Annotated in this window: 27 protein-coding genes and 1 pseudogene; 8 read left to right on the top strand and 20 right to left on the bottom strand. The window is 52.0% G+C overall.

Going from position 1 to position 21,254, the window contains the following annotated elements:
* Window positions 1–9 precede the first annotated feature (9 nt).
* The 3 genes from C3F35_RS16990 (at window position 10) to C3F35_RS17000 (ending at window position 4,222) form a co-directional block, all read left to right on the top strand.
* Window positions 10–1,554, top strand: coding sequence for a xanthine permease (locus tag C3F35_RS16990; protein WP_103792518.1), 1,545 nt, complete (start codon window positions 10–12; stop codon window positions 1,552–1,554).
* Window positions 1,555–1,672: 118 nt separating this feature from the next.
* Window positions 1,673–2,620 carry a carbamate kinase family protein gene (locus C3F35_RS16995; protein WP_103792517.1) on the top strand — a complete coding sequence of 316 codons (948 nt, stop codon included), beginning with the start codon at window positions 1,673–1,675 and terminating at the stop codon, window positions 2,618–2,620.
* A 213-nt stretch (window positions 2,621–2,833) separates the two neighbouring features.
* Complete coding sequence (locus C3F35_RS17000; RefSeq protein WP_103792516.1) at window positions 2,834–4,222, top strand: amidohydrolase family protein; 1,389 nt, start codon at window positions 2,834–2,836, stop codon at window positions 4,220–4,222.
* Between the two features lie 664 nt (window positions 4,223–4,886).
* Here the strand turns inward: C3F35_RS17000 and C3F35_RS17005 are convergent.
* Window positions 4,887–5,807, bottom strand: coding sequence for a LysR substrate-binding domain-containing protein (locus C3F35_RS17005; RefSeq protein WP_059307340.1), 921 nt, complete (start codon window positions 5,805–5,807; stop codon window positions 4,887–4,889).
* Between the two features lie 281 nt (window positions 5,808–6,088).
* Here C3F35_RS17005 and C3F35_RS17010 point away from each other — a divergent pair, with 281 nt between their 5' ends.
* The 4 genes from C3F35_RS17010 to C3F35_RS17025 are packed head-to-tail and all read left to right on the top strand — an operon-like array spanning window position 6,089 to window position 10,062.
* Window positions 6,089–7,420 carry an MFS transporter gene (locus C3F35_RS17010; protein ID WP_103792515.1) on the top strand — a complete coding sequence of 444 codons (1,332 nt, stop codon included), beginning with the start codon at window positions 6,089–6,091 and terminating at the stop codon, window positions 7,418–7,420.
* Window positions 7,421–7,456: 36 nt separating this feature from the next.
* On the top strand, window positions 7,457–8,206 hold the full coding sequence (locus C3F35_RS17015; protein ID WP_032613441.1) for an SDR family NAD(P)-dependent oxidoreductase: 750 nt from the start codon (window positions 7,457–7,459) through the stop codon (window positions 8,204–8,206).
* Window positions 8,207–8,218: 12 nt separating this feature from the next.
* A complete protein-coding gene (locus C3F35_RS17020; protein ID WP_103792514.1) occupies window positions 8,219–9,064 on the top strand; it encodes a transketolase in 846 nt (281 codons plus the stop codon).
* Complete coding sequence (locus tag C3F35_RS17025; RefSeq protein WP_103792513.1) at window positions 9,064–10,062, top strand: transketolase family protein; 999 nt, start codon at window positions 9,064–9,066, stop codon at window positions 10,060–10,062. Before C3F35_RS17020 ends, C3F35_RS17025 begins: the two co-directional genes overlap by 1 nt.
* 37 nt (window positions 10,063–10,099) lie before the next feature.
* On the opposite strand, the gene C3F35_RS17030 is transcribed toward C3F35_RS17025, so the two are convergent.
* Window positions 10,100–10,702, bottom strand: coding sequence for a short chain dehydrogenase (locus tag C3F35_RS17030; protein WP_032613438.1), 603 nt, complete (start codon window positions 10,700–10,702; stop codon window positions 10,100–10,102).
* Between the two features lie 97 nt (window positions 10,703–10,799).
* Here C3F35_RS17030 and C3F35_RS17035 point away from each other — a divergent pair, with 97 nt between their 5' ends.
* Window positions 10,800–11,723, top strand: coding sequence for a LysR family transcriptional regulator (locus tag C3F35_RS17035; RefSeq protein WP_103792512.1), 924 nt, complete (start codon window positions 10,800–10,802; stop codon window positions 11,721–11,723).
* On the opposite strand, the gene C3F35_RS17040 is transcribed toward C3F35_RS17035, so the two are convergent.
* The 18 genes and pseudogenes from C3F35_RS17040 to C3F35_RS17115 form a co-directional block, all read right to left on the bottom strand.
* The gene (locus tag C3F35_RS17040) at window positions 11,720–12,280 is read right to left on the bottom strand and encodes an Ail/Lom family outer membrane beta-barrel protein (protein WP_032613437.1); all 561 of its coding nucleotides are present in this window, start codon (window positions 12,278–12,280) and stop codon (window positions 11,720–11,722) included. The genes C3F35_RS17035 and C3F35_RS17040 overlap by 4 nt on opposite strands.
* Before the next feature lie 401 nt (window positions 12,281–12,681).
* Window positions 12,682–13,020, bottom strand: coding sequence for a hypothetical protein (locus tag C3F35_RS17045; RefSeq protein WP_233759493.1), 339 nt, complete (start codon window positions 13,018–13,020; stop codon window positions 12,682–12,684).
* A gap of 103 nt (window positions 13,021–13,123) precedes the next feature.
* Window positions 13,124–13,588 (bottom strand): hypothetical protein, encoded by a 465-nt coding sequence (locus C3F35_RS17050; RefSeq protein WP_103792510.1) that lies wholly within the window; start codon window positions 13,586–13,588, stop codon window positions 13,124–13,126.
* Window positions 13,589–13,982: 394 nt separating this feature from the next.
* Window positions 13,983–14,090, bottom strand: coding sequence for a hypothetical protein (locus C3F35_RS27380; RefSeq protein WP_442786098.1), 108 nt, complete (start codon window positions 14,088–14,090; stop codon window positions 13,983–13,985).
* A gap of 49 nt (window positions 14,091–14,139) precedes the next feature.
* A complete protein-coding gene (locus tag C3F35_RS17055) occupies window positions 14,140–14,493 on the bottom strand; it encodes a hypothetical protein (protein WP_146054039.1) in 354 nt (117 codons plus the stop codon).
* Between the two features lie 34 nt (window positions 14,494–14,527).
* A complete protein-coding gene (locus C3F35_RS17060) occupies window positions 14,528–15,028 on the bottom strand; it encodes an Imm70 family immunity protein (RefSeq protein WP_103792508.1) in 501 nt (166 codons plus the stop codon).
* Window positions 15,025–15,159 carry a hypothetical protein gene (locus tag C3F35_RS27255; protein WP_260985652.1) on the bottom strand — a complete coding sequence of 45 codons (135 nt, stop codon included), beginning with the start codon at window positions 15,157–15,159 and terminating at the stop codon, window positions 15,025–15,027. The genes C3F35_RS17060 and C3F35_RS27255 overlap by 4 nt, the downstream gene beginning before the upstream one ends.
* Before the next feature lie 260 nt (window positions 15,160–15,419).
* Window positions 15,420–15,725 carry a hypothetical protein gene (locus C3F35_RS27065; RefSeq protein WP_233211649.1) on the bottom strand — a complete coding sequence of 102 codons (306 nt, stop codon included), beginning with the start codon at window positions 15,723–15,725 and terminating at the stop codon, window positions 15,420–15,422.
* A 227-nt stretch (window positions 15,726–15,952) separates the two neighbouring features.
* The gene (locus C3F35_RS17070; protein ID WP_077227765.1) at window positions 15,953–16,462 is read right to left on the bottom strand and encodes a DUF2247 family protein; all 510 of its coding nucleotides are present in this window, start codon (window positions 16,460–16,462) and stop codon (window positions 15,953–15,955) included.
* 1 nt (window position 16,463) lies between these two features.
* Window positions 16,464–17,197 (bottom strand): annotated as a pseudogene (locus tag C3F35_RS27070) (VENN motif pre-toxin domain-containing protein); the annotation flags it as partial.
* Between the two features lie 204 nt (window positions 17,198–17,401).
* Entirely contained in the window at window positions 17,402–17,734 is a 333-nt protein-coding gene (locus C3F35_RS17080; RefSeq protein ID WP_032613425.1) for a hypothetical protein, read from the bottom strand.
* Window positions 17,735–17,763: 29 nt separating this feature from the next.
* On the bottom strand, window positions 17,764–18,531 hold the full coding sequence (locus tag C3F35_RS27075) for a DNA/RNA non-specific endonuclease (protein WP_233211647.1): 768 nt from the start codon (window positions 18,529–18,531) through the stop codon (window positions 17,764–17,766).
* A 65-nt stretch (window positions 18,532–18,596) separates the two neighbouring features.
* Window positions 18,597–19,013 carry an Imm63 family immunity protein gene (locus tag C3F35_RS17090; protein WP_196221584.1) on the bottom strand — a complete coding sequence of 139 codons (417 nt, stop codon included), beginning with the start codon at window positions 19,011–19,013 and terminating at the stop codon, window positions 18,597–18,599.
* 21 nt (window positions 19,014–19,034) lie between these two features.
* The gene (locus tag C3F35_RS17095) at window positions 19,035–19,667 is read right to left on the bottom strand and encodes an SMI1/KNR4 family protein (protein ID WP_199186143.1); all 633 of its coding nucleotides are present in this window, start codon (window positions 19,665–19,667) and stop codon (window positions 19,035–19,037) included.
* A 2-nt stretch (window positions 19,668–19,669) separates the two neighbouring features.
* Window positions 19,670–20,002, bottom strand: a complete 333-nt coding sequence (locus tag C3F35_RS17100) for a hypothetical protein (RefSeq protein ID WP_103792506.1) — start codon at window positions 20,000–20,002, stop codon at window positions 19,670–19,672.
* A gap of 53 nt (window positions 20,003–20,055) precedes the next feature.
* Entirely contained in the window at window positions 20,056–20,331 is a 276-nt protein-coding gene (locus C3F35_RS17105) for a DUF6966 domain-containing protein (RefSeq protein ID WP_103792505.1), read from the bottom strand.
* A gap of 107 nt (window positions 20,332–20,438) precedes the next feature.
* Window positions 20,439–20,687 (bottom strand): hypothetical protein, encoded by a 249-nt coding sequence (locus tag C3F35_RS17110; protein WP_223610385.1) that lies wholly within the window; start codon window positions 20,685–20,687, stop codon window positions 20,439–20,441.
* Between the two features lie 22 nt (window positions 20,688–20,709).
* Entirely contained in the window at window positions 20,710–21,192 is a 483-nt protein-coding gene (locus C3F35_RS17115; RefSeq protein WP_103792504.1) for a hypothetical protein, read from the bottom strand.
* Window positions 21,193–21,254 lie beyond the last annotated feature (62 nt).

The raw sequence follows: 21,254 nt of genomic DNA on the forward strand, positions 1-21,254 counted from the left end.
TAAGCATCCATGAAAAGCATGAAACTGGAGTGGAAAAGAGGTGACTGGGCGGCGTACTTCGGGTTGATGACCAACAACCTGACGAACCTGCTGACCATGATGGGGCTGCTCATTTTTGTCGTCGGCATCCCGAAAGAGATTGTATATGGCCGTATTGCGCCAGCCTTCGGGCTGGCGGTACTGGTGGCGAGCGTCTGTTATGCGTGGTTTGGCCTGCAGATGGCGCGCCAGACCGGGCGTAACGACGTGACTGCACTGCCGTCGGGGCCGAGCGCCCCGTCGATTTTCACCGTCACCTTTCTGGTGCTGATGCCGGTCTATCAGCAGACCGGCGATGCCGATTTCGCCATCCAGATCGGCCTGGTGTGGTGCTTCGTGGAGGCGATGATCCTCGCGGGCGGTTCCTTCCTGGGCGAAACCATCCGCAAGATGATCCCACGCACCGTGCTGCTGTCGTGCCTGTCTGGTTTAGGTTTGCTGCTGCTGGCAATGAACCCGATGCTGCAGGCGTTCGAAGCGCCGACCGTGTCGTTCATCGTGCTGCTGCTGATCTTCATCAACTGGTTTGGCAAAAAGCCGATTTTCGCCCGCATCCCCACCGGTCTGCTGCTGCTGATCACCGGTACGGCGCTGGCGTGGATCTCCGGCCTGCAAAGCCCGGAGGCGATCAAAGCCTCGATGTCCTCCTTCGGCTTTAACCCGCCGGAAGTGCATATCGACAGCTTTATGCAGGGGCTGCCGCACGCGCTGCCGTATCTGGCGTCGGCGGTTCCACTGGGGCTGGCGAACTACATCTTTGACCTCGAGAACATCGAGAGCGCCCACGCGGCAGGGGATGAGTACCCGACCCGCAAGGTGATGCTGGCCAACGGTCTGGCCTCCATGCTGGGCTGCCTGATGGGTAACCCATTCCCGGTGACGGTCTACGTCGGCCACGCGGGCTGGAAAGCGATGGGGGCGAGCATCGGTTATACGCTGGCCTCCGGCGTGACCATGTTCATCGTGCCGCTGTTCGGGCTGGGGGCTTTTATGCTCGCCATCATCCCGATGACCGCCATCGTGCCGATTCTGGTCTTTATCGGGGTGGTCACCGCCAACCAGGTGGTGAGGGAAACGCCAAAAGTGGAGGTGCCGGTTATCTTCATCTGTCTGTTCCCGTGGATCGCCAACTGGGCGCTGACCATGATGAACAGCGTGATGGGGGCGGCGGGCACCAACGCGGCAAAAATCGGCACCGACGTGCTGCACAGCAAAGGGATTTACTACGAAGGGTTGATGCACCTCGGCAATGGCGCCCCCCTCGCCAGCATGCTGTGGGGCTGTATCGCCATCTTCGCCATCATCAATAAACCGCTGCGCGGTGCCATCGCTGCCGCCGTCGGTGCGCTGCTGGCCCTGTTCGGGGTGATCCACGCCCCGGTGGTCGGCTTCGCCGAAGGCAGTTCCCTGACCTTCGTGCTGGCCTATCTGATGATGAGCGGCATGTTTGTTGTGAAGCATGTGCTGGATAGCCGCGAAGCGGCGAGCGCGGCGGCACCGGTTTCTGAAGCTTAAAAGCGACCCCTCACCCTAACCCTCTCCCCCCAGGGGAGAGGGAACGATTACACCCTCTCCCCTATGGGGAGAGGGCAGGGGTGAGGGGCCCAGACCGCACCGTTACGAAGGAAAACGTATGAAACAACTCATGGTCGTCGCCATCGGCGGCAACAGCATTATCAAAGATAACGCCAGCCAGTCGATTGAACACCAGGCGCAGGCGGTGAAAGCGGTCGCGGAGTCGGTGCTGGAAATGTTGGCCTCCGACTATGACATCGTGCTTACCCACGGCAACGGTCCCCAGGTGGGGCTGGATCTGCGCCGGGCCGAAATTGCCCACGAGCGGGAAGGGCTGCCGCTCACCCCGCTGGCAAACTGCGTGGCCGATACCCAGGGCGGGATCGGCTACCTGATCCAGCAGGCGCTGAACAACCGCCTTGCCGCCCGCGGCGAGCAAAAGGCGGTGACGGTGGTCACCCAGGTTGAGGTGGATAAAAACGATCCCGGCTTTACCCATCCCACCAAACCCATCGGCGCGTTTTTCAGCGAAGCCCAGCGGGACGCGCTTCAGCAGGCCCATCCCGACTGGCATTTCGTCGAAGATTCGGGCCGCGGATACCGCCGCGTGGTGGCCTCGCCGCAGCCGGTGTGCATCGTCGAAGCCGATGCCATCAAGACCCTGACGCAAAAAGGCTTTGTGGTGATCGGCGCGGGCGGCGGCGGCATTCCCGTAGTGCGTACCGAGCAGGGCGACTACCAGAGCGTGGATGCGGTGATCGACAAAGATCTCTCCACCGCGTTGCTGGCCCGGGAGATCCGCGCCGATGTGCTGGTGATCACCACCGGCGTGGAGAAAGTGTGCATTAACTTCGGCAAACCCAACCAGCAGGCGCTGGAGACGGTGAACGTGGCGCAGATGACGCGCTACATGGAAGAGGGTCACTTCCCGGCAGGCAGCATGTTGCCGAAAATCGTTGCCAGCCTGGCATTCCTGTACCACGGCGGCACGCGGGTGATCATCACCTCGCCGGACTGTCTGCCCGCAGCGCTGCGCGGGGAAACCGGTACCCATATTGTGGCTTAACCCCGGTGTGCTTCCGCCCGCTGCGTGTGTTGTGGCTTAACTCCATGGGGCTTAAGCCTGCTGTGTGTGTTGAAACATAACTCCGGCGGGCTCAGCTCGCGGCATGTGTTGTGGTTTAACCCCGGCGGGCTTCAGCCCGCTGTGAGTGTTATGACTTAACTCCGGCGGGCTTCGGCCCGCTGGTTGTGAATAGGTAAGTAAAAGGAAGAGACAATGACAGAGAATAAAAGCCGCCGGGAGTTTCTCAGCCAGAGCGGCAAAATCGCTACTGCTGCCACCGCCTGCGCGCTGTTTGGCGCGACCGGATCCGTCGCGTATGCTGCTGACACAGCGAAACCGATCTGCGAGACGGGCAAACCGATGAACATCACCGCGACACACTACTATCTGGACAACGTGCTGCTGGAGGCCGGGTTTAACTTTGACGGCAACGTGGCCGTCAGCACCCGCACCGAGCTGAAAACGCTGGAGATCAAGGACGGCAAAATCGCCGCGCTGCTGGACAATAACAGCCACGCCGACGCCACGCTGCCGCACTACGATGCTGGCGGCAAGCTGCTGCTACCGGCGATGCGCGACATGCACATCCATCTGGATAAAACCTTCTACGGCGGCCCGTGGCGCTCGCTTAACCGTCCGGCGGGCACCACTATTCAGGATATGATCCGCCTTGAGCAGAAGCTGCTCCCGGAACTGCAACCCTACACTCAGGAGCGGGCAGAAAAGTTAATCGATCTGATCCAGTCGAAAGGCTCCACCATCGCCCGCAGCCACTGCAATATCGAACCGGTTTCCGGGCTGAAAAACCTGGAAAATTTACAGGCGGTACTGGCCCGGCGTAAACCTGGCTTCGATTGTGAAATTGTCGCCTTCCCGCAGCACGGGCTGTTGCTCTCGAACGCTGAAAAGCTGATGCGCGAAGCGATGCAGGCCGGGGCGCACTACGTCGGCGGGCTGGATCCCACCAGCGTCGATGGCGCGATGGAGAAATCCCTCGACCTCATGTTCCAGATTGCGCTGGATTACGACAAAGGGGTGGATATCCACCTGCACGAAACCAGCCCGGCGGGCGTGGCGGCGGTGAACTACATGGTGCAGACCGTGGAGAAAACCCCCGAGCTGAAAGGCAAGCTGACCATTAGTCACGCCTTTGCGCTGGCAACGATGAACGAGCAGCAGGTGGATGAGATCGCCACCCGCATGGCGGCGCAGCAGGTGACTATCGCCTCCACGGTGCCAATTGGCACCCTGCATATGCCGCTTAAGCAGCTGCGCGATAAGGGCGTATTTGTCATGACCGGCACCGACAGCGTGATCGACCACTGGTCGCCGTATGGCCTCGGCGACATGCTGGAAAAAGCCAACCTCTATGCCCAGCTCTATATCCGCCCGAACGAGCAGACGCTTTCTCGCGCATTAGGGATAGCGACCGGCGACGTGCTGCCGCTGAACGACAACGGCGAGCGGGTATGGCCGAAAGCCCAGGATGCCGCCAGCTTTGTGCTGGTGGATGCCTCCTGTTCCGCCGAGGCCGTGGCGCGCATCTCCCCGCGTACCGCCACCTTCCATAACGGCAACCTCGTCTGGGGCACGGTGAGCTGAGGATCCCCACACAAAAATGGGCACGGTCGGCCCCCTCTCCCCTTTGGGGAGAGGGTTAGGGTGAGGGGAAAAATGCGACCTCCCTGTGGGCTGAGGCTCCCCACAAAAAATTGGCACGGTTGGCCCCCTCTCCCCTTTGGGGAGAGGGTTAGGGTGAGGGAAAACATGCGACTCAGGTGGGCTGAGGGATCCCCACAAAAAAAATGGGCACGGTCGGCCCCCTCTCCCCTTTGGGGAGAGGGTTGGGGGGGAACATGCGACTCAGGTGGGCTGAGGGATCCCCACAAAAAACTGGGCGCGGTCGCCTCCTCTCCCCTTTGGGGAGAGGGTTGAGGTGAGGGGAACATGCGACTCAGGTGGGCTGAGGGATCCTCACACAAAAAATGGGCACGGTCAGCTCCCTCTCCCCTTTGGGGAGAGGGATGGGGTGAGGGGAAACATGCGACTCAGGTGGGCCGAGGGATCCCCACAAAAAACTGGCACGGTCAGCCCCCTCTCCCCTTTGGGGAGAGGGATGGGGTGAGGGGAAACATGCGACTCAGGTGGGCCGAGGGATCCCCACAAAAAACTGGCACGGTCAGCCCCCTCTCCCCTTTGGGGAGAGGGTTGGGGTGAGGGGAAACATGCGGCCTCCCTGTGCACACAGGAACAGGCCGTATTGGCGCTACAGGTGATACCCCGATAATCGCAGCTCCCGGTCAATCCACTCGACAAACTGCTGGATCTTCCAGCTGCGCTCATTCATATGCGGCATCACCAGATGATGCGCGTTAATGGCAATACCCGGCTCGGCGGGAAACACCTCTACCAGCGAACCGTCGTTCAGGTGGTCGGTGGCCATCATTTTACTTTCCAGAATAAACCCCAGTCCCATGCGGGCGGCTTCAAAGCTCATATAGGAACGGTCGAAGCTCAGGCTGAAGTTGAGCCAGGGCCTGTCGATGTTGTGCCACGCGAACCATTTTTCCCAGTTAACCAGGGTGCTGGTGGAGGAAATCAACGCCTGTTGCAGGAGATCCTGCGGTGACGCGACCGGGTGCTCGCGCAGATAGTCCGGCGAGGCCAGCACCACCAGCGCATCGTTTTTAATGGTCATCACCCGATAGGCGTCCCAGTCCGGGATGCCGTGACGAATATCGATATCGATGTTATCCCGGGCGAACTGCAGGTTTTCATACGAGCAGGTCAGGTTAACGGTGATATCAGGATAGTGCGCGCGAAACTTGCCCAGACGGCGCAGCAGCCATGTCAGGCCAAAAGTGGGGGAAGAGTGAATGCGCAGCACCGGGTTATCCGCTTCCTTCATTACCTGCTCGGTGGCGCGGCCAATCGCGCTCATGGCCGCCGACACGTCACGGAGGTACTTTTCCCCGGTCTGCGTAAGCAGTACGCCTTTGCCGCTGCGGATGAACAGCTTTTTGCCCAGCCAGGCTTCCAGCGCCGCAATCTGGTGGCTCACCGCCGATGGTGTGACGTTAAGTTGCTCGGCCGCCTGGTGAATGCTCAGGGCATTGGCGACCGCCAGGAAAGACTGAATATTTCGCAGCGAGGGTAAGGGTAGCGTCTGGCGATCCTGCGCGGGCATAACCCGTTCTCCTTGAATCTGTTGCGGTAAAAAAACATAGCATTCTGGCCTGGTGCCAGCAATGTTATTCGGGCTGAATGGATTAAACATGATCCCCGCCACATTTTTCTGCGCATTATATCCCGGCAAATTTCCGCGTTATTTTTATGACGTATATCGCGAATCAAATTTATCTCAGCAATAAATGAGTTTTATTGCATGGTGTTTCAAATGCAAGCCGATATATTGACGTTGAACACGAAATTAAAACGACTCACGTTGTTCGAATAATGAGGTAAAACATGTCTCGTATAGAACAAGCTACCCCCTACATAGCGACCAAAAAAACCAATTATCGCTTCGTGGTACTGGCGTTGATATTTATTGTGTATGCCATTAATTATGCAGACAGAACAAATATCGGAGCCGTACTTCCCTTTATCATCGACGAATTCCATATCAATAATTTCGAAGCCGGTGCCATCGCCAGTATGTTTTTTCTGGGCTATGCACTCAGCCAAATCCCGGCGGGCTTTTTTATCGCCAAAAAAGGCATCCGCGGTATGGTGGCGCTCTCCATTTTCGGCTTTTCTGCCTTCACCTGGCTGATGGGTACGGCGACATCGGTACTGGGGCTGAAGTTTATTCGTCTCGGCCTCGGGCTGACGGAAGGGCCATGCCCGGTGGGGCTGGCCTCGACCATCAACAACTGGTTCCCGCCGAAGGAGAAAGCCACCGCCACCGGCGTCTATATCGCCGCAACCATGTTTGCGCCCATTTTTGTTCCGCCGCTGGCGGTCTGGATCGCCATGACCTGGGGCTGGCGCTGGGTCTTTTTCTCCTTCGCCATTCCGGGGCTGGTTATCGCGGTAGTCTGGTATCTGCTGGTACGCACCAAACCCGGTGAAAGCGCCTTTGTCTCCCGGGCCGAGCTGGAAACCATCACCCAGGGGCAAGAGACGGCCACCTCCCGCCGGGAAAATATTGTCATCGCACCGCGCTTTAGCGGGCTTGACCGCCTGATCCGCGTTCGCGACCTCACCCCGGTAAACACGGTAAAAGGGCTGTTCACCTCGAAGAACATTCTGGGCGACTGCGTGGCCTACTTCATGATGGTGAGCGTACTTTACGGCCTGCTCACCTGGATCCCGCTCTATCTGGTGAAAGAGAAGGGCTTTACCTTCATGAGCATGGGGCTGGTCGCCAGCATGCCGTGCATCGGTGGGTTCATCGGGGCCATCTTCGGCGGCTACGTCTCGGACAAGCTGCTGGGGCGCAGACGCAAGCCGACCATGATGTTTACCGCCATCAGCACCGTGGTGATGATGATCATTATGCTCAATATTCCGCAAAGCACCGTGGCGGTCTGCATCGGCCTCTTTTTTGTCGGTCTCTGTCTGAATATCGGCTGGCCCGCCTTTACGGCCTACGGAATGGCCGTGGCGGACAGTAAAACCTATCCCATTGCCGCGTCGATCATTAATAGCGGCGGCAATCTCGGCGGATTTGTCTCACCGATGCTGGCAGGTTATCTGCTGGATAAAACAGGAAGTTTTAATTCCGTCTTTATTTATTTCGGCATTTGCGCGGCCATTGGTTTATTCGTGATATTCCTGCTGGAAGAGCCGAAATAATAAATTTAATACCCCTCACGATCATGGAGTAAATATATGCTACTGAAAGATAAAGTCGCCGTTATTACCGGCGCGGCCTCCGTACGCGGTTTGGGTTTTGCCACCGCAAAATTATATGCCGAACAGGGGGCAAAGGTTGTCATTATTGATTTAAATGCCGACGCCAGCCAGGCGGCTGCGGCGAGCCTGGGAGAAGCCCATCTGGGCCTGGCGGCCAACGTCAGCAACGAGCAGCAGGTTAACGCCGCTATCGAGCAGGTGCTGGGTAAATACGGGCGTATCGATATTCTGGTAAATAACGCCGGGATCACCCAGCCCATCAAGCTGATGGATATTAAGCGCGAAAACTATGACGCGGTACTGGACGTGAGCCTGCGTGGCACCTTGTTGATGTCCCAGGCGGTGATCCCCACCATGCGCGCTCAGCAGTCCGGCAGTATCGTCTGTATCTCCTCGGTATCGGCCCAGCGCGGCGGCGGCATTTTCGGCGGGCCGCACTACAGCGCGGCAAAAGCGGGCGTGCTGGGGCTGGCAAAAGCCATGGCGCGCGAGCTGGGGCCGGATAACGTGCGCGTGAATTGCATCACCCCGGGACTGATTCAGACCGATATCACCGCGGGCAAACTCTCCGATGAGATGAAAACCGCCATTCTGGCGGGCATCCCGCTGAACCGACTTGGCGATGCGCAGGATATTGCCCGGGCCGCGCTGTTCCTGGGCAGCGATCTCTCTTCCTACTCCACCGGCATCACGCTCGACGTGAACGGCGGCATGCTGATCCACTAAGGAGACATCAACATGACTGATACGACAGTACAACAGGTCGCCGCTGCCGCCTGGCGCATTCGCCGCTATGCGCTGCGGATGGGGGAAGTGCAGGGGCAGGGTTATATCGGCCAGGCGCTTGGCTATGCAGATGTGCTGGCCACCGCCTTTGCCCACGGCATGTCCATCAAACCCGACGAACCCGAATGGGAAAGACGCGACCGCTTTCTGCTCTCCCACGGGCACTACGCCATCGCCTGTTATGCGGCGCTGATCGAGGCGGGCATTATCCCCGAAGAGGAGCTGGAGACCTACGGCTCGGACGACAGCCGTCTGCCAATGTCCGGTATGGCGACCTACACGCCGGGCATGGAGATCTCCGGCGGCTCGCTGGGACAGGGCTTAAGCATCGGCGTGGGCATGGCCCTGGGGCTGAAGCATAAAAACAGTGCAGCCTGGGTGATCAACTCCATGTCCGACGGCGAGCTGGACGAGGGGTCTACCTGGGAGGCGGCGATGTCTGCCGCTCATTACGGCCTGTCGAACCTGATCGTGCTGGTGGATATCAACCGTCAGCAGGCCGACGGCAACTCGCACAAAATCCTCGGCTTTGAGCCGCTGGAGGATAAGTGGACCTCGTTCGGCTGGTACGTGCAGCGGGTCAACGGTAATGACGTGCCATCTCTGGTCGCGGCCTTTGATAACGCGAAGCGCTACCCGGAGAGCCAGCCGCGCGTCATCCTGTGCGACACCCTGATGGGCAAGGGCGTGCCCTTCCTTGAGCAGCGCGACAAGAACCATTTCATACGCGTGGACGCTGACGAGTGGCAAAAAGCGCTCGCGGTACTGGACGCGAACAAACCGGAAGGAGTGCAATGATGAGCCAGACAAGCGAGAAAAAACCGCGTTTAACCACCTCGGCCATGATCGCCTCTATTGCCGACGAAGGGCAGGAGACCCGCGCCGCGCCGTTTGGCCACGCGCTGGTGAAGCTGGCGGAGCAACGCCCGGAGATCGTCGGCATGACGGCAGATCTGTCGAAGTACACCGATCTGCATATTTTTGCCCAGGCTTACCCGGAGCGCTTCTACCAGATGGGGATGGCGGAACAGCTGTTAATGGGCGCCGCAGGCGGGATGGCAAAAGAGGGCTTTATCCCCTTCGCCACCACCTATGCAGTATTTGCTACCCGCCGCGCCTATGACTTTATTCATCAGGTGATCGCTGAAGAGCATCTCAATGTGAAAATCTGCGCAGCGCTACCGGGGCTGACCACGGGTTACGGCCCGAGCCATCAGGCAACGGAGGATATCGCCATCATGCGCGGCATTCCGGGCATGACCATTATCGACCCCTGCGACGCCATAGATACCGAGCAGGCGGTCCCCGCTATTGCGGCGCACAATGGCCCGGTCTATATGCGCCTGCTGCGTGGCAAGGTGCCGGTGGTGCTGGATCAGTACAACTATCAGTTCCGCATCGGTAAAGCCGCGCTGCTGGAAGAAGGGAGCGACGTGCTGATTATCGCCTCCGGGTTAATGACCATGCGGGCGCTGGAGGCGGCAAAACAGCTGCGCAAAGATAACATCAGCGTGGCCGTGCTTCACTCGCCGACCATCAAGCCGCTGGACGAAGAGACCATTCTGGCGCAGGCGGCGAAGCCGGGCAGGCTGGTGGTAGTGGCGGAAAACCACAGCAGCGTCGGCGGGCTGTGCGAGGCGGTGGCCTCGCTCCTGATGCGCCACCGCGTGAACGTCGATTTCGATACCGTCGCACTGCCGGATGCTTTCCTCGATGCCGGGGCGCTGCCGACCCTGCACGATCGCTATGGGATCTCCACCGCGGCGATGGTGGAAAAAATTCGCCGCAGGCTGTGACATTAACCGGGGCGAGGCCGACTCGCCCCGATCGCCATTAATATCCCACCTTATACACCCGTCCGCTCTGCACCCCTTCCACGCTGCGGCGATAGGCCTGGGCCACGCTCGCGGCGGGCACGCTTTCAAACCCCGGGAAGAAGCCGTCGTAGGCCTCGGCGGATTCGGTCAGTACCGTCGGGCTAATCAGGTTGATGCGGATCCCGCGCGGCAGTTCACAGGCGGCAGCGCGAACAAAGCCTTCCAGCGCCGCATTCACCGTGGTGGCGTTCACGCCCTGGGCAATCGGCTCGTGGGCCACAATCCCGCTAATCAGGGTAATCGAGCCGCCTTCATTCAGGTAATGCTGGCCGGTTAGCGCCAGGCGCACCTGACCCAGTAACTTGTCCTGCAACCCCTGGTTAAATTCGCTGTCGGTCATGGTCGTAAGCGGGCCAAAGTGCAGCCCGCCGCTGGCGGAGACAATCGCATCCACCGGGCCGATCTTCTCAAACAGCGCCTGCACGCTGGCCTGCGAGGTGATATCCACCTGATGATCGCCTTTCGTGCGGCCCACACGAATGACGTCGTGACGACGACTTAACTCTTCTGTGACTGCGCGACCAACCGTACCGCTGGCACCAATAATGACGATTTTCATAGCCGACTCCTTATGTTGTGAGCCTTCATTGTTTAGCAAATTAAAAGAGGGATAAACTGGGCTAAAGTTAGATCATTACTAACCAGAGGTTTGCAATATGGATAAGCTTCGCGGCATGGAGACTTTTATCGCGGTGGTGGAGAGCGGCAGCTTTACCGGTGCTGCGGCGCGGCTGGAGATGTCGGCGGTGATGGTCGGGAAGTACATCGCCTGGCTGGAGGCGCAGCTTGGCACCCGGCTGCTGGAGCGCAACACCCGCCGCCAGAGCCTGACCGATGCCGGGCGGGTCTGGTTTGAAGAGGCAAAGCGGGTCATCGAGCAGGTCGCCATCGCTGAACGCTCGGTAGAGCGTCTTCGTACCGCCCCGGCGGGCACGCTGCGGGTGACGGCGCCCACCTCGTTCGGCGGGTGCGTGATCGCCCCGCTGACCGCCACCTTTTTGCAGCGTTTCCAGGAGGTGCGCGTCGAGCTGGATCTGACCAACCGGATGGTCGATCTGGTGGAGGAGGGGGGGGACCTGGCGATCCGTATCGGCGACATTCACACCGAGGATCTGGTGGCGAAATACCTCTGTCCGTACCGGATGGTGATCTGCGCCGCACCGGACTATTTAGCCCGTCACGGCACGCCGCAAACGCCGGACGATCTGGTGGATCATCTTTGTCTGTCTCACACGGTGTGGACCGCGCGCAACGAGTGGCGGCTACCGGGCATGGAAGGGGAGGTGCGCTGGAAGCGCGATGCGATCTTGCGCTGTAACGATGGGTACGGGCTGCGAATGGCGGCGATTGCCGGGGCGGGATTACTGTTACAACCGGAGGTGCTGGTGGCGGAGGAGCTGGCGAATGGTCGGCTGATTCGGGTGCTGGAGAGCTTCACCCCACAACCGAGGCCGGTGCATCTGCTGTGGCGTCAGGACTTACGACCGTTACCGAAACTTACCCAATTTATCGCACATATCATGAAACATGCGCAGACTGTCCCCTCTCCCTTTCAGGGAGAGGGTCAGGCTGAGGGTTAGAAGCGATAACCTACGCCCACATTCCAGCCGTTGATGTCGTAATCGTCGCCCAAATCGGCAGTGGTGCCTTCGTAACCGACGTGGATCGACAGGTCAGGCGTTGCGTTAAACTGCACGCCCGCGCCATAGGCAAAAGAGGTGGATTTCTCATTGATGCCGTCGCGCTGGGTATAGTAGTCGCCACCGTTCACCCAGGTGGTATGGCCGTCTGCTTTCACGCGCGCCACACCGCCCAGTGCATACAGGGAAACGAATTCGTTCAGGCGATACGCCGGGCCAGCCATCAGGGAGTAATATTTCACTTCGATATGGTTTTTAACGGAGTCAGAGAAGAGATAATAATGCTCGTCCTGATCGCCGCTCATATAGGTGAAGGAACCCATCAGGCTAACCGGGGAATCCCACTCATAGCGATATTGAACGTTAACGCCGCGGATATTTTTAAAATCTTCAACGTTACTCTGCGCATAACCCACAGAAACGGTCTGATTATCCGCCAGAGCCGCGCCGCTTGTCAGCGTTGCCGCAACCCATACCGCCAGAGCTATTTTTTTCATTTTCCGTAATCCTTGTTGTCGTTTTTTATATGTAATGCCATATCTCCCCATCCTTCAGGCTGGAGATATTCCACTGCAAATTAAGGCGGTAAAATTGTTGGTTTTTTTACTGGGGGATAAAATAGGGAATAATCTTAAAGGCCGGAATAGTCCTGGCATTAGCCCCCTCTGTATTGGTAGGGGAGCACGTTTACTCATCATAACTGTTGGTCATATTATTCTGAGTGTAATAATCCCGCAGATTAACCAACAGGAGACGTAAAGGGTAACTGGCGAGCAAGGATTTACTTTGCATCAGCAGGACCGGCATTAACCAGTAATTGACCGATTCTATTGTGCAGATCCCCTAACTCGCTCATATATTTATCAGGGGATTTCATGTAGTAGGTGAGTAGTGTCTGCTAATCGCCGTATTTAAAGTCAATAGTGATTTTGAGCTTTTCAACATCGACTGTTATTTCACAGGCGTGCCAGAATGATGGCCGTTGTGATGAGACATTTTCCACAATAAATGTCCTCAGCTCAACTAAGAGATCCAGCAATTCAGCATTGGCATGTGCGCCAGCAGTGAACCAGTTTGTCTCTCCTGAGGTGATGTCAACATAATCAAATTCACATTTGCAGTGGTCGCCTTCAGGCGACAGCTCAGCGCGCGCAATGATTTTTGCGGCACTATCGGGCGCTGCGGCTATTAAGACCGAGCCAATATCATTATAAATAGCCTGGGATTGACGCATCATTTTTCCTGACAGATAAATTAGTTCAAATGAGGCAATTTTATGCCCGTAATCATCATACACCATTCAGGCTAAAATTTGATAAAAATCGTTGTAAATTATGCTGTTATAATTTTTTCATCAGCGTTGCGTGACACAGGTGATTATGCTCCGTGTACTGAAGATGTAGTGAGTGGTTCCCATATTCGTATTTTGACCATCCATTGATCCAGCCAAGGAGCATGTCGACTTTGCCTTCGCCAGACAACGTGGGTTTTCCGAGCAATTTTGTAATGAATATCCTGTCCATCCCGCCTTTAATTCCTGGGATAAAATTGCCTGTAAAAGGTGAATATCCATCTTCATTGCCAAAATAAAAATGAACATGACTTAAGCAGGCTTTCCGAAACCCCATCTCAATACCAGAGTGGAAAAATTTATAATACTTCGTTTTCCCATCAGGATCGTTATATTCATCAGCTTCAGTTGATATAACCGGGGATTCACCAATAGCCTGACACAGGTTAATAACTTCAACAGAATCTTCCCTTTTACCAAGGACATCTATAAAACTAGCCCATTCCACTGTCATTTTATAATCCCATCTGGCGTGTATTTCTCAACAATAATATCTTGTTCGTTAAAGCACAAATTTATAGCAAAAATACCGCTAACCGAGTGCCAGGCAATTGTTAATTATCATAATAGGGTGTTCCCTGGGCTGTTTATCGGTAATAAAAAAACCAGATGATCAAACCCGCAGGCAACCCCAGCCAGGTTTACTCAAGACATATCCACACATCTTTGAAAGAGAAGGGGAAATCCTCCTTCACATTCCATGCTAATCCCGCACCGACTAAACGGCCAAGGAGCGTCAGGATGAACACGGCCAGACCTGTCGCGCAGCACAGGTAAATAAGGTTAATAAACGATTTAGTGCTGTTTCTCATTTTCGAAATTCCCACTTGCGAATGCGGGATTTTTGTTCAGGAAAGAAGGTTAAACAGGTCCCGTCTGAGCTGATTGAATTCATCGTTTTCACCCATCAAAACCTTTCCGTTTCTATACAATACGAGATCGCTTAGTGACCCCATTCCGCTATACGTCTGTCAGCATGCTCCCGGCACAAAGGCCGGGGTTTTTCTATTTATTCAACAAATCAGGATTATACAGTGGTGATGCCTGCATTTTGGGCTTTATTTCATCATGCCAGATGCCAATTGCCCACTGCCGCGATTTCCCGTTAATAATCGGAACCGCCGCAAGATCAGTTTCAAAAGATGTTAATAACTGGCTGTAACAATGCATATAATCTTTTGATGATAAAGCGGAAAAATCTAATGTATCATCGAAGAGGTCATAGGTTTCATAAACTTTTTCCATAACCTCTGTGCTTACTCCGGCAATATAAGGCCGTAAATAAGAAGCGATAAAATCAATCGCGGAAGATCCCAATGAGACACCATCTTGTCCTCCGAAATACAACCATCCAGCCATAATTACCTCATAAGGTTAACAATATTTCCTGATTTTATTGTAACCAAAAAGGTTCATCATTTGGTCCTAATGCATTGTATTGCTCTGATGTTCTATTAACATCATCAATATAATGCGGCGCATCGGTGAACCCCACTCTTACAGGTATATACTCATTAAAGCTTTGATAGTAAACCTCTGTACATTCTAATGCTTCATCAAAAGCTTTAAAGAATCGCTCAAAGACTGAAAACAAACTCCTTCCTTCAAAATTTAATCGGGAGTGATTTTTATCTATCCCAAATGACGACCACTCAATATTATCAGGTAATATTGCTGAAAATTCATTTTTAATGGAGTCCAGTTCGTTTTTGACTTTGTAAAGATCATCATAAGCTAAAGACCCACGGTAAAATTTTTCCATTACCCAGGGATATTTGCTACCGTTGGTGCCGTTTTCTAATAAAGAAAGCACCACATTAAAAAAACCTTTCACATCAGACGCTGGCCCAACTTCTGCAAGAGTCATCGCTGCAAGTATTCCTACATTTTTCATTGTGTTTTAAACCTGATTGAGGAAGGAGCAATTGCACCATTTGATTTTTCTACAACGCCTTTTACAATTTTCATTCTATCTACGGCTGTCACACTCTGCCCACGCATATCAATCACTAATTGCTTTTGCATTCCTTCAGGTAAATTCTTCTGTCGCTAAACAGCCTGTTTTGCAACATTGTTAATCAATCCATTTTTGTTAGTCGTAATATTATAGTTTTTTACTTCAACACTACAAACATATCCTTGGCACCAGTCAGGACGAACTCCGCCTTTCGTACCATAAGGAACCTCTTTGCCGTCTTTGAAGCTGACTTGTTCACGCCATCCGTCACCGAGATCTTTACCTACATCTATTTCTGATTGCCTGCGGCTGGGACGTGAAGCAGCGGCTATCTCATCGTTGGCTTAGACGCTTCAACAACATCACCTTTAGCCAGTGCCTTCTCTGCTACTTTGAGCACGCCTGCAGCAACACGTCCTCCTGGAATTAAGGAAGCGGCTGCATTGAGATAATCCAGTGCTGACTGTGCCTCCGCTACACTTTTTATAGTACCCACTACCGGAACAAAATCCGCTCCGAGCGAGGCCATCTCTTTCAGCGCTTCCCGACGCTCAGTGTACATTTTAACCGCGCAGGCTTCGGCGCTCATCCCGCCACAGTTTTCGCGCTTATAGCGTTCATTTTCGGCCTTCACCTGCTCTTCGGCCACTCAGGATGTGCGAGAGATTTAGAGAGTATTTGAGGGGGAGGGCCGAACTACGGCTACACTGAAAGGACAGCTTTGATAAGGTTAATAAACGATTTAGTGCTGTTTTTGATTTGGCTAATTGTTTGAAAAATCTCATAGCCCGATGCAAATGATCGGGCTGTTCTTTACCTGAAACGGGACATTCTGGCGTGCTGACACAGATTTCAGGATTTTTACTTTTTATACTCCACAAACTTTTCTTCTAAATAATTCACCCAGTTCTCCATTAAATGATTCATATTTTCCGTCTGAGAATGCGTGGATGGATCATATCCATCAGAAGGAGGCATATATTTAACAAAACCCTCTATTTCAGCGGGGTAGTCAAAATCTGCATAAATAATTTCAACTTCAGATAATGGATCTGCAAAACTAGCACGATTGTTCCAAAGCCAGCTTAGAACAATAAATAACCATTTTTGCCTGATCGTCGAGTCATTGTCTTGCTCAAACCCTGTGCACAACTTCTCTAAAAAGAGAGACACCTCATTTGAACTCTCAGGCATAAGGAATGATAATTCAAGTTCAGAATCAGTATAACTTCCCGTTAAGACTATTTGTTCCGCCATCTTTATGGGCACGTCTGATGCAATGAGATTATTTTCATAACCCCACTTCACATCACACCATGAAAGATGAGTATTTTTAACAATAAAATCATAGGGTACCGGATATAACGTCATGTCACTTATCCTTCGGTGGCCGTTGATTAGGAAGACCGGTTATATTACCACCTTCAATAAATCTTTGGTGTGTAACTTTCCCTTGCTTATCATAGATATACTCGTACATACCTTTCTTATCATTAAAGGAACCTTCAGCCTGAAGAAGTTTTCTTTCTACACCATCCCCCCCTTTGAGAGTGAAAACTTTCCCTTCCATCAATTGCTCCCGGCTCAGATAACTCCCCCCCCGATGAGTTGGGTCAGGTTTTAAACCACTACCAATTCTGTCTGCTCTAAGAATTTTATTAACAACCGAAGATTTTAATGCTGTTTCCACCATAGTCGTGGTTTTCACAACAATCTTCTCCGTGAGAACGACGCCGTTTTTCACCACGCCTGCACCACCAGCAAGCAGTCCAGCTATATCGGTAACCAGCTTGCCACCCTCGACCCCCGCATTAAACGAACCACTGGCGCCAGCTTTCTGATACTCCGCTTCCATATGGTCAATACGATCTATATAGGACTGCTTTATCGCATCTGAAACGTTACCTAACACATCGCCACTGTTAAACAGTGATTTCAGCGCTTCGTAAGTTTGCTGAGGATTTGCCCCGACCTTCACGATACCGTCAACGGCATCATACAGTCCTGCCGGCACGCCTGCGATCATCCCTACTGCAAAGCTGCCACCTGTCCAGGGTCAATCGCAGTCCATTTAGCCTGTGCGCCTGCCTTACACGCTAAAGTCTGCCATTCAAACGGCCAAGGAGCGTCAGAATGAACACAGCCAGACCTGTCGCGCAGCACAGGTAAACAAGGTTAATAAAAGATTTAGTGCTGTTTTTCATTCTTGAGATTCCCACTTGCGAATGCGGGATTTTTGTTCAGGAAAAAAGGTTAAACAGGTCCCGTCTGACGGCATGCTCCCGGCGTAAGGGCCGGGAACGTTGATGACTAATCGTCGTATCGGAAGTCTATATTGAGTTTCATTTTTTCAATATCCAGCGTCACTTCACATCCATGCCATGCAGGGCGGCCATTGGTCAGATTATTTTCGATATAGTAGTTGCGAAGCTCTACCAGATAACGAAGGATATCTGTATTCGCCCTTCCACCTGCCGTTAACCATTGAATTTCATCAGCAGCATCAAGATAATCATATTCATACTTACAATGATCGTTTTCAGGTGATAACTCTGCACGCATAATGATCTTTTTAGCTTCGTCGGGAGCAATGCTGTATAAAACAGTACCGATATCTTTATAAATCTCTTGATCATTTCTCATTATTTTCTTCCCGGAGCATTAATAAAGTTTTATTCTACTGGGCGCCCGCCATTGATAGAGTATAAAACGTTAAAGCTTTCCGGGCGACCTCCCGTTCCAGAATACACAGGTTCTATCTTAACATTGACCTGCTTACCCTCTTTCAGTGCAGCAGCCCACGTATTTTCCATTTGTTTCCAGACAACCTTATTCAGATTGCCACTCATTGGAACAATATTAAACTTCTCACCCAAACCTCCAAAAATACTGGCTATGAGGTGACCACTTTCATCCCCTGTAATCCCACATTTACCAGCTTTGCACTGTTGGTAGGTATTACGATCTCTCGTCAATAATGACAGATCGGCTTCAACAGATGCTACCCGTCCATGACTATCGGTCACAAAAGTTTTATCACCATCAATTTTATACGTTTTATTTGGCAGAGGATTATTCAGCTGTTTAATCCAGTTTCCCTTACTACCAGATACAGCAACAATTTCATCACTGGCCTTATTGATTAGCGTAGACGCAGTATCAAGATCGTCTTTTGCCAGTGCCTTCTCTGCTGCTTTAAGTACTTTCCTTGCTCCGTCACCTGCCCCCGGAATAATCGCTATTACAGCGGCCAGATAATCTACTGCAGATTGCGCTTCCGTAAACCCTTTAATATCTCCGACGATGGGTACAAATTCCACACCAAATAACGCCACATCCTTCAGCGCTTCCCGACGCTCAGTGTACATTTTAACCGAGCAGGCTTCGGCGCTCATTCCGGCACAGTGTTCGCGCTTATAGCGTTCATTTTCGGCCTTCACCTGCTCTTCGGCCACTTACTTTGTAATTTTACCCTGCGCCAGCATTGCTACTATGTTGCCCTCAATTATGTATAGAGGCTATCATCGTAGGGCGCTTCAGCCAGAATTTTTTGAATGTCAACTCGCGCCTCCGACTCCCAGGCTGGGTTCATATTCGCCATTATTTCAATAAATTTTGGAAAAGCGATGCGCCGTCCATCCCTCCCTTTAACCCTGTGTTCTAACTCATACTGGTAGGCAATCTGATAGGCGAATTCGGACATTATCCAATAAAGCAGCGTATTCAAAGAGTGAGTGACTTTTCGGGAAAACTCATACCCTCTTTCTGAGTAAATATAATTATATGAATCTTTTTCGAATGAAATATAGGGAGTGCCGTCGCCATAGGGAGCAGAACACAGATTCACTGAATGTTTTGGAAAACCTGCTCGTAAAATAATTTCATCAACTTGTTTTTGTATTTCATTAATATTGGCGAGCATATTAGTGAACCTCACTGCACACTATTTCAACGTTAACTGGATGTTGCTACCATCGGGAACATCTCTTATTTGCAATGCAATATGGGCTCTTGCTTTCATTGCTACTGTCGATTTTTCTAAGTAAAGATTATCTGGCTCATATTTGCCACCCATAACAAACGGAATTTTGGGGGCCAGGCGATAGCCCGCAGGTATTGAACCATACTTCTTCTGCCATGCGTTTGCTAGTGGATAGCCTGTTAAGACCTGATAGTCTTCAAGTATGTTTTTACACCATTCATTGATATCAGGCGCAAGGTAATCAAAAGAGCCTGTTTCTGGATCGAACGTGTATATGCCATCTTTTTTTATACAAAATTGGCCGCCAAAAACATCTTCAGCAAAGAAAATGGCGTTATGAGCAAGATCATTGTAACAATCAATCCATAAGCTATTATCATTCCAGTCGATGAGGCCGATCTCTTCCCCGTCTGTCTCAACAGGGAAAACATGTAGGGCTGACTCGAAACCATAAAATCCGTTTCGTTTATTTAATAAATTAATTAAATCCTCAACCAGAGGATAATCATGAAAAGCTGCGGGGACTTTTTGCCCCTTTCCTGAGGAGATATCACTGCTGCAAACGGATAAGAGCTTTTCCCAAAATATAGACATGTTTAGTTCTCATATTTAAAGTCAATGTTAATCCTGAGTGTTTCAACGTTTACCGTTACCTCACAGCCCTGCCAGAACGGCTTTTCGAGTGATTGAACGTTATCAACGAAAAAATTCCTCAGTTCGACCAAAAGATCTAAAAGACTTGCACTGGCATCCGCTGTTTCAGTAACCCAATGCTGGTTTCCCTGTTTATCAACATAGTCATAAGTAAACTCACCGCAGTCATTTTCAGGTTCTAACTTTGCGTTCAGAATGATTTCTACCGCATCCTCAGGCGCGATCGAAAGCAATACCGCACCAATATCATTATAAATGTCCTGGGATTCGCGCATCTTTCCTCCTGTCGTGAACAAAAATCTAAAAAACCACCTGCGAGAGCGGGGGGTCAGGAAAGAAGGTTAAACAGGTCGCGCCGGAGCTGATCGAGTTCATCGTTTTCACTCATCAAAACCTTTCCGTTTCTATATATTACGAGATCGTTTAGAGACCCCATTCCACCATAGAGATTGAGAAAAATGTGTTTGGTATCATCAGAATCAAGCTCATATTTCTTAGCCAGTTTAAAAATCCTGGCTGACCATTCGGCATATCTGCCTAATTCTAATAAGGTAGCCATGCATTGCATTTTATCTACGATTAAAGTCGTTTTCTCGATAGTCATTTTATCGTCTTAATATCCATATTTTCAGAGGTTTTAAGTCCATAACATAGATACTGCAGATTTGTTGCCGCCAATGCAGGTCTGTAAGAACGATTCATTAAATGAGGTTAACGTAAACCCAGCGTATCGGGAAGGGCTTTGACAAAGTCGGACTCATCCCCCCGGTACGCTTTCGCAATTTCTGCAAAGGAATCGATAACGCGAATTTTCTCATCGTCCTTTAATAGCTGAAGCTCGGCGGCTATATGTTCCATCATTTCCACAGCGGCATCTGGATTGAGCGAATTTTCGTCAGTAAATTCAAGGAAAATGGCCATATCGGCAATAACTTTAATTAAATGATGTGATTGAGTCACAGATTGTTTCCCCACAATAAAGTCAGTTCGGCGTATCGGAAAGCGTTTTAACAAAGTCATTATAGGCTTCATGAAGATGATAAAAATAAGCATCGGGCTCATCCTTAACAACCTCAAATCGTGCTAACAATTTCGTGAATAGCCCTTCGGGAACGGGATAAGGTGTGGCTTCGTTTTTATCACAATAAAAATAAAAAAAAGTCTTTTCAAGTTCCGGGATAGAAAGTATTTCCGCCTGGCTATAAAGATACTGATACGCGAAACGCCATTCACTGGACAGTAATAAGTAATCAAGTGCGGCTGATTTTAGTTCATCATTGACCTGGGACAGCTGCAAAAATCTCTGACAATATTTTAGCGCCGCGGGTTGATCTTCCATGAGCAGCATACCCAGATATTCCAGCGTATCATCATTCGGATCGTTAAATGCATTTGATTCGACATAGCCGTTTAACAGGTAGAGATCTAATCCTGTCTGTAGTTGATCAACTGATTTGGTTGTCATTTACAGACTCCTGTCTTCACCGAAGATAATTGTTTCGTTTCATCTCCCGCCAGCAGGGGCGG

This window comes from Leclercia sp. LSNIH3, assembly GCF_002935105.1.
Classification (GTDB): Bacteria; Pseudomonadota; Gammaproteobacteria; order Enterobacterales; family Enterobacteriaceae; genus Enterobacter; species Enterobacter adecarboxylatus.

Coding starts and splice junctions, on each gene's coding strand:
- C3F35_RS16990 (WP_103792518.1), top strand. CDS start 10: ATGAAAAGCATGAAACTGGAGTGGAAAAGAGGTGACTGGGCGGCGTAC.
- C3F35_RS16995 (WP_103792517.1), top strand. CDS start 1,673: ATGAAACAACTCATGGTCGTCGCCATCGGCGGCAACAGCATTATCAAA.
- C3F35_RS17000 (WP_103792516.1), top strand. CDS start 2,834: ATGACAGAGAATAAAAGCCGCCGGGAGTTTCTCAGCCAGAGCGGCAAA.
- C3F35_RS17005 (WP_059307340.1), bottom strand. CDS start 5,807: ATGCCCGCGCAGGATCGCCAGACGCTACCCTTACCCTCGCTGCGAAAT.
- C3F35_RS17010 (WP_103792515.1), top strand. CDS start 6,089: ATGTCTCGTATAGAACAAGCTACCCCCTACATAGCGACCAAAAAAACC.
- C3F35_RS17015 (WP_032613441.1), top strand. CDS start 7,457: ATGCTACTGAAAGATAAAGTCGCCGTTATTACCGGCGCGGCCTCCGTA.
- C3F35_RS17020 (WP_103792514.1), top strand. CDS start 8,219: ATGACTGATACGACAGTACAACAGGTCGCCGCTGCCGCCTGGCGCATT.
- C3F35_RS17025 (WP_103792513.1), top strand. CDS start 9,064: ATGAGCCAGACAAGCGAGAAAAAACCGCGTTTAACCACCTCGGCCATG.
- C3F35_RS17030 (WP_032613438.1), bottom strand. CDS start 10,702: ATGAAAATCGTCATTATTGGTGCCAGCGGTACGGTTGGTCGCGCAGTC.
- C3F35_RS17035 (WP_103792512.1), top strand. CDS start 10,800: ATGGATAAGCTTCGCGGCATGGAGACTTTTATCGCGGTGGTGGAGAGC.
- C3F35_RS17040 (WP_032613437.1), bottom strand. CDS start 12,280: ATGAAAAAAATAGCTCTGGCGGTATGGGTTGCGGCAACGCTGACAAGC.
- C3F35_RS17045 (WP_233759493.1), bottom strand. CDS start 13,020: ATGATGCGTCAATCCCAGGCTATTTATAATGATATTGGCTCGGTCTTA.
- C3F35_RS17050 (WP_103792510.1), bottom strand. CDS start 13,588: ATGACAGTGGAATGGGCTAGTTTTATAGATGTCCTTGGTAAAAGGGAA.
- C3F35_RS27380 (WP_442786098.1), bottom strand. CDS start 14,090: ATGGGGTCACTAAGCGATCTCGTATTGTATAGAAACGGAAAGGTTTTG.
- C3F35_RS17055 (WP_146054039.1), bottom strand. CDS start 14,493: ATGGCTGGATGGTTGTATTTCGGAGGACAAGATGGTGTCTCATTGGGA.
- C3F35_RS17060 (WP_103792508.1), bottom strand. CDS start 15,028: ATGAAAAATGTAGGAATACTTGCAGCGATGACTCTTGCAGAAGTTGGG.
- C3F35_RS27255 (WP_260985652.1), bottom strand. CDS start 15,159: ATGCAAAAGCAATTAGTGATTGATATGCGTGGGCAGAGTGTGACAGCC.
- C3F35_RS17070 (WP_077227765.1), bottom strand. CDS start 16,462: ATGACGTTATATCCGGTACCCTATGATTTTATTGTTAAAAATACTCAT.
- C3F35_RS17080 (WP_032613425.1), bottom strand. CDS start 17,734: ATGAGAAATGATCAAGAGATTTATAAAGATATCGGTACTGTTTTATAC.
- C3F35_RS17090 (WP_196221584.1), bottom strand. CDS start 19,013: ATGCTCGCCAATATTAATGAAATACAAAAACAAGTTGATGAAATTATT.
- C3F35_RS17095 (WP_199186143.1), bottom strand. CDS start 19,667: ATGTCTATATTTTGGGAAAAGCTCTTATCCGTTTGCAGCAGTGATATC.
- C3F35_RS17100 (WP_103792506.1), bottom strand. CDS start 20,002: ATGCGCGAATCCCAGGACATTTATAATGATATTGGTGCGGTATTGCTT.
- C3F35_RS17105 (WP_103792505.1), bottom strand. CDS start 20,331: ATGACTATCGAGAAAACGACTTTAATCGTAGATAAAATGCAATGCATG.
- C3F35_RS17115 (WP_103792504.1), bottom strand. CDS start 21,192: ATGACAACCAAATCAGTTGATCAACTACAGACAGGATTAGATCTCTAC.